The following is a 6,707-nucleotide window of genomic DNA, read 5'->3' on the forward strand; positions in this document are numbered from 1 at the left end:
CCAAGCCCCAGGCGAGCGTTTTTTTGCCTGGGGCTTGGGCGTCCAACGGGTGTGCACCCGGCATTTAACTGTGTTCGTGGGTTTCGACGACTTCACTGATGGCGCAGAAATACCACGTTGTTCAACGGCCTCAGAAGTGATACTTGACCAACAGGCTGGCCGTATTCTGATCAGTGGTAAAGAACTGCGAGTCTTTTATGCCGTATTTATCAGACCAGTAGTCATATTCCAAACCCACATATAAATGCCTGGGCTCGTAACCCATTGCCTTGCCAAGGTCGTACTTGAGCTGCGGGTTGAAGTGCAGATTCGCGTGATAGTCCGACTGGTTACGGCGGCCCGAGTTGGCCGCCTTGTTGTTCACAACCCAGTCCATGAACCCATCGAACAGAATGTCCGAGTTACCCACGGGAATGGTAATGGCCCAGGACGGCGTCACTTGCCACGCGCCGGATGGCGCGCGATTACCGTCGGGCTTGCGGTAATAGACATTCAGCTGGAAGTAATCGAAGCCGGGGATGGCCAGGTCAAAGCCAGGGCCGAGCAGGTAAGTCTCGACATCCCCCTCCCCAAATTCGTAGGTACTGGCCAGCAGCACATCCTTGAGCGGGCCACATGACAGCTCGGTACCCGTAATCTTGCCCAATGACAAACGCGGGCTGAATTCGCCGTAAACGCTGCGCTTGCCATTGCTGTCGCTGCCTTTGCCGTTGTAGTTGATCTGGTCGACAAAGAACCATAGGTCGCCCCACGTCCAGGTGCTTGCACTTTCGAATGTGAAGGTCTGCTGGATGGGTGGATCGACCTTGAAGTTTTTCCCCCACAGGTACGTCAGGCTCTCGTTATGCCAGATCAACGGCCCTTCGTTCACTACCGGCCCTGGTGCCAGGTCCTTTCCTCCAGCCAGGGCATGACCGGCTGTCAATAACCCACCCGCGATCAGTAGGGAAGCAAGGGGACGTTCCATGTTCAGGCGCCTGACATTCGGAGTTCGGAACATATTCAGTAGTTTGCCTGGCGCGCTATGTCAAATTCCGCTGTGCCCGCGTTTAATAAAACTGCCGACACCACCACAGAACTCAGAAAAGCAGCCTATTGGCCTAAGTTGGCATCGCGTACATGTCTGCTACCCTCATTGCGGACAGAACATTCGTTCCTGTGTGAGCGTAGGGAGATTTACGCGATAACAGCAGTCCGTTCCTTACCTTATGCACTGCCGACCTGGCTTATGACTGCAAAAAGGAGAGAGCAATGGCCAACCCAGGACTCCAGTTAGGAGGGCCGAAGGCATGGTGGGTGTGGGCGCTCGCTGTCGCTTTCGTGATTTACCTGTTCAGCGTTCAGACTGGCTACTCGATCGTTAACGCAGACATTCAAAAGAGCATATCGCTGTCAGTCACTCAAGTAGCGGCCATCGCCGCAACTTACACGTGGGTCTTTGCGATCAGCCAGTTTTTCGGTGGCGCGCTACTCGACAGGTTGGGGGCGCACAAGGTGCTTCCGGTGTCCATAGCGCTGGTGACCATCGGTGTATTCATCTTCGCCAACGCATCCTCTTACACCATGCTGATCGTGTCGCAGTTCGTCATGGCGCTGGGCGCCTGTACCGGGTTCGTCGGTGCCGGATATATCGGTGGGCAGTGGTTCGGCATGGCTAAATTCAGCCTCATGTTCGGCTTGGTGCAATTCTGCGCATCGTTGTCATCGGCCTTTTCCGTCAATGCGTTGCAGTTCGCACTCAATGAATGGCCGTGGCGTGAACTGTTCAACTACGTTGGCATTTTGGGCATCGGGCTGACCGTGCTGGGGTTCATTTACCTGCGTAACCCGACACCCGTCGAAACCCACGAAGCTGGCGGGGTTGGGCGCTTCGTCTCGTCGGTACTAGGGGCATTGCTTGAAGTGGCCAAGATTCCCCACGTATGGATCAGTGCGCTGATTTGCTCTGCACTGTTCGGCAGCCTGCTTGCTGCTGGGGTGGTGTGGACGCCCAAACTGATGTTGACCCTTGGCGCGAGCCCGGAAACAGCAGCCTTCAGCGCTTCGCTCTTGTGGCTGGGCCTGGCGGCCGGTTGCCTGGTGTTGCCGGCGCTGTCTGATCGTACGCGTCGGCGCAAGCCGCTGATCATCGTAGGCTGCCTGGTGCAGTTGGTCTGTGCCGCGGTACTGCTCTACGTACCCGGTATCCCTGTGCCGGTAGCCATGGCCATCAACTTCGTGTTCGGTTTTGCCAACTCAGCGCACATGTTGACTTTCAGCTCGGCAGCCGACGTGGTCCCCCCTCAGTTAATCGGGACGTCCGCCGCCTTCGTCAATGGCCTGGCATTCATTGCGGGCGGCTTCATGATTGCCGCACCGGGCGCGCGGGTTGTCTCGGGTGAGGCCGCAGGCCTGACGGAGCACACGCTTGCCCTGGCCGAGTACGCCGCTGAGCCGCTGTTGATCGCGCTGGCCGTGGCATCGGTTCTGGCAATCATCATGCGCGAGAGCTACCCCCGCGATACCACATCGAGCAAGGAGGGTGATCATGTCCACAATCAAAGCGCTGCGAGCTGACCTTGTAACCTTCACAGGTGACCCGTTCCTGAAGGCGACGGATGAATGCCTGCAGTTCATTCAGGACGCCGTGGTGGTCATCACCGATGGCCTGATCACCGACCTTGGCCCCGCGGCGGAGGTGCTAGGGCGGCTACCTGATGGCGTGGTGCCCGAACATTACCCGGACGCGATCATCTCGGCCGGCTTCATCGACACCCACGTCCACTACCCGCAGACAGAAATGATCGGTGCCTATGGTGAACAGTTGCTGGAGTGGCTGAACACCTACACCTTCGTGGCAGAGCAGCGTTTAGCCAGCCCCGAGCATGCAGAGCGGATTGCAAAGGTGTTCCTGCGCGAGCTGCTCAGGGCCGGGACTACCACCGCTGTGGTCTATTGCACCGTTCATCCGCAATCGGTGGATGCGTTCTTCACAGAGTCGAGTCGCTTCAACACGCGAATGGTCGCTGGCAAAGTCCTGATGGACCGCAATGCCCCCGAAGCACTTCTGGACACAGCCCAGCGTGGGTACGACGAAAGCAAGGCGCTGATCAACCGCTGGCACAACCAGGGGCGGCAACACTACTGCATTACCCCACGTTTCGCGCCTACCAGCACCGAGGCCCAGCTGGAGGTGTGTGGAACCCTGGCCCGAGAGCACCCGGATGCCTTCATCCAGACCCATCTTTGCGAGAACAGGGACGAGATCAAGTGGGTGCTGGAACTGTTCCCTGCGCGCAAGAGCTACCTGGATGTGTATGCCCATGCAGGGCTGGTCCGGGATCGGTCAGTGTTCGGGCATGGCATCCACCTCACCGAAGCGGACTTCTGCACCTGTCATCAGACCGGGGCAGCGCTTGCTCACTGCCCTACCTCTAACCTGTTCCTCGGCAGTGGGCTTTTCCGCCTGTTCGATGCGAAGGATCCCAAGCGCCCCGTGCGCGTTGGATTGGGAACTGACCTGGGTGCTGGAACCAGCTTCAGCCAACTTCAAAGCCTCAATGAGGCGTACAAAGTTGCCCAGATGAACCAGACCAGGCTCAATGCCGTTCAGGCTTTTTACCTTGCGACACGCGGTAGCGCCGAGGCGCTCTGCCTCGAAGACCGTATCGGTACGGTTGCAAAGGGTTATGAGGCTGATCTGGTCATTCTCGACAAGAAGGCCACGCCGCTGCTCGCCTTCAGAAGCGAGTTTTGCAAAGACATCATTGAGCAGCTGTTCGTGCTCATGATTCTTGGCGATGACCGGGCAATCGAAGCCACGTATGTTGCTGGCGAGAAAGTCTACAGCCGCGAAGGGGTATCCGGAACGTTCACCTATCCAGCCTAGGGAGGCTCCCGGACATACAGATCGAGAGCAGGCACCCTGCTGTGTCCGCCGTCGATGATCCCATCACTGGCAAGACGTCGCACTATCGTTGCCAATGATAGGCGGAAAAACAAAAAGCCCCTGATTTCTTCTTCGAAATCAGGGGCTTTTCGCTTCACATGTATGGCGGAGAGATAGGGACTTTCCGAACTCACCCCTCAACGCCTTTAAACCCCGTATTCATTGGCCTTTCGGCCCGTTTTGCTACAAAATTTTGCTACAAAACGCTAAAAAAATGATCTACGATCCGGGCCACATTGGCAAGCGGAAAATCCCTCATGGCAAGTGACAATCTGGTGCTTCGAAGCGGCACATGGCACGTCAGACTCACGATCCCAGCCGACGCACGCCCTGCCCTTAATCGCCGCGAGTTTACCGCCAGTCTCAAGACAGGCTCCAAGAGTGAAGCGCAGAAGCGCAAAGCCCCCTACCTATCCCAGTGGAGCGATCTGATCGCCACTGCACGCAACGGCGGGAAAATCGACGTTGAAGACCTGCGCTTAAGAGCCAAACAGCTCACCGAGCATCTGGACACCCTCTACACGAACCTCGTGATGGGGTCTGTCACAACGGGCATGCTCGAATACAAGCCGGAAAATATCCATGCTCAACAAGCGCTGGATGACCACTTATGGCTTGAAGACAACGAGGATGCAGAGCGGATCTTGCGGCATTTTGAGGTTGGCCGGGAGGCTGACCCGCTTGAGCTATCGAAAGACATGCAAAAGCTCGTATCCGGCAACCTCAACCGCCATTTCGACGGTATGCGCCTGACCCCATCAGACAAAGCAGACATTGCTGGAATACTCAAAGACCCGAAGTCTTATCAAGCCAAGTCCCCCATCACCGCCTCTCGCCTGACCACCTTCGAGAGCTACCAAACCAAGACGAAAGGGATCATTCAGAAGACCGTAGATATACAGGTCAAGCGATTGAACCTCATCAAAGAATGGCTTGAGAAAAACCAGAAAGAGCTGAAACACGACAGCATTTCCGAATACCTCACGACGCTGAAAATAGCCGACAAAACGAAAAAACAGGTTTTGTTCGCTGGCTCCAGCTTCTGGAAATGGGCGATACGCCACGATGAGAGCTTCAAAAAGATTCACAGCAAGGAACAGTCGCCCTTCGAGATGCACGAATTCGCTGCACAACGCGGCAAGAAGAACCCCACCACCGAGCGCAGGACTTTCAGCCCGGAAGACGTGCAGAAGCTGCATGCCGAAGCCCTGAGTCAGGACCGTCAGACGCTCGCAGATCTCATCGCCTTAGGTGCATATACAGGGGCACGAATCGAAGAGCTTTGCCGGTTGAAAAAGTCGGACGTGATCTCGGAGGAAGGGATTCAGTGCTTCTCGATCTACGACAGTAAAACAGAAGCTTCTACTCGTCTCATCCCTGTCCACGAGTCCCTAAAAAACATCGTGGATAGGCTAATCGCAGAATCGGACGACGACTACCTGATCAAATCCCCTGCTGGAAACAAATATGGCAACCGTAGCGATGCGTTAAGCAAGCAATTCGGCAGACTCAAAACCGGGTTGAGCTACAACAGACAATACGTGTTTCACAGCTTGCGCAAGACAGTCATCACACAGCTTCAACGTGCAGACGTGCCCGGAATCCTCATCGCCTCAATCGTTGGGCATGAAACCGGGACAGTGACATTTGACGTATACAGCGCAGGACCAAGCCCTAAGCAAAAGCTCTCAGCCATCTCCAACTTGAGCTACGCCCTGAAATAAAATACACAAATGCTACAATATGCCTAACAACATTTTTAACAAACATGGCATATGCAAACACAAAGAAACGTAAAACTTACGCAGAGAAGAAAGAACTCGTAGAAAGCTCCCAAGAAAAAACCAACGCTTTTTTGAAAGCACGAGCAGAGTCAATTTTCAGCAGCGTAGTGAACGAGGAATACAAAGACCGCCTCCCTTGGAACGCACCAGCTTTCAAAACGAGGTTCATGAACCCAGCCAGCGGCACGGTCTACAACATTGAGAACAGTCTTCTACTGTCAGAGCTGACGGCTGAGAAAGGCTATGACTTTCCTTTTTTCCTCACCGCTGCTCAAGGCTATGCGGCGAAGCTCAGCAACAAGGGTGAGAGCGCAGATTTCGTGGTCCATCGTTTTGGCATGTCGATGGGCAATGCCAAGACGCGAGACGAAAGCGCTCAAGTCATAGAAGTTCTGGACGAGAACGGCAAGCCAAAACCTGTCTACCGTAGGGCGTGCAAGCTCACCCCGGTCTTCAATCTTCAACAGTTTACCGGCGAGCTGCCTGCTCGCTTCCAAAAGCTGATCGACGCTTACGCAAAGACTCCAACCCCGGCAGAAGTCGAGACTGTCTTTCAGTCGCTCGTGGACACGATGCCGACGAAGCTGCGCCGCAGCAACAGCGCAGAGGGTGCGAGCAACTACTACTCGCCTTCCCTCAACTTCGTGAATCTCGCCCCTTCTGCGCAGTTCAAGAGCCGCCTGCAGGAGCTATCCACGCTCGCTCACGAGGTAGCGCATAGCTACGGGCATAGCAGCCGCAAGAACCGAGAAAGCCTTGCTCGCTATGCAGAAGACCCTTCGTTCCGTGGATATGAAGAGCTGGTTGCGAATCTGGCCGCTCAAGCAGTCATGAAGCACTTCAATCTACGCATGAAGGACGACGAGCGCAGTGATCTCGACAACGCATTCGTAGCGAATCACAACACGTATGACGTGGGATGGGCCGCTCGATTAAGCGACACCCCGCAGAAGATCTTTGAAGCCGCGAACGATGCTGACCGAGCGGCAAGCGAG

Annotated in this window: 5 protein-coding genes; 4 read left to right on the forward strand and 1 reads right to left on the reverse strand. The window is 55.5% G+C overall.

Features of this window, described 5'->3' with window-relative positions:
• Positions 1–130: 130 nt before the first annotated feature.
• Positions 131–967, reverse strand: coding sequence for an outer membrane protein OmpK (locus APH34_RS16225; protein WP_054902041.1), 837 nt, complete (start codon positions 965–967; stop codon positions 131–133).
• Between the two features lie 284 nt (positions 968–1,251).
• On the opposite strand from APH34_RS16225, the gene APH34_RS16230 reads away from it, so the two are divergent.
• The 4 genes from APH34_RS16230 to APH34_RS16245 form a co-directional block, all read left to right on the forward strand.
• Complete coding sequence (locus APH34_RS16230) at positions 1,252–2,556, forward strand: MFS transporter (RefSeq protein WP_054902042.1); 1,305 nt, start codon at positions 1,252–1,254, stop codon at positions 2,554–2,556.
• Positions 2,525–3,868 (forward strand): guanine deaminase, encoded by a 1,344-nt coding sequence (gene guaD, locus APH34_RS16235; protein WP_371263311.1) that lies wholly within the window; start codon positions 2,525–2,527, stop codon positions 3,866–3,868. The genes APH34_RS16230 and guaD overlap by 32 nt, the downstream gene beginning before the upstream one ends.
• Before the next feature lie 317 nt (positions 3,869–4,185).
• A complete protein-coding gene (locus tag APH34_RS16240) occupies positions 4,186–5,652 on the forward strand; it encodes a site-specific integrase (protein WP_054902044.1) in 1,467 nt (488 codons plus the stop codon).
• Positions 5,653–5,696: 44 nt separating this feature from the next.
• Positions 5,697–6,707: zincin-like metallopeptidase domain-containing protein (locus tag APH34_RS16245; RefSeq protein ID WP_156358089.1), on the forward strand; the 1,011-nt coding region annotated here is incomplete at its 3' end.

The organism is Pseudomonas sp. NBRC 111131 (assembly GCF_001320525.1).
Taxonomy (GTDB): domain Bacteria; phylum Pseudomonadota; class Gammaproteobacteria; order Pseudomonadales; family Pseudomonadaceae; genus Aquipseudomonas; species Aquipseudomonas ceruminis.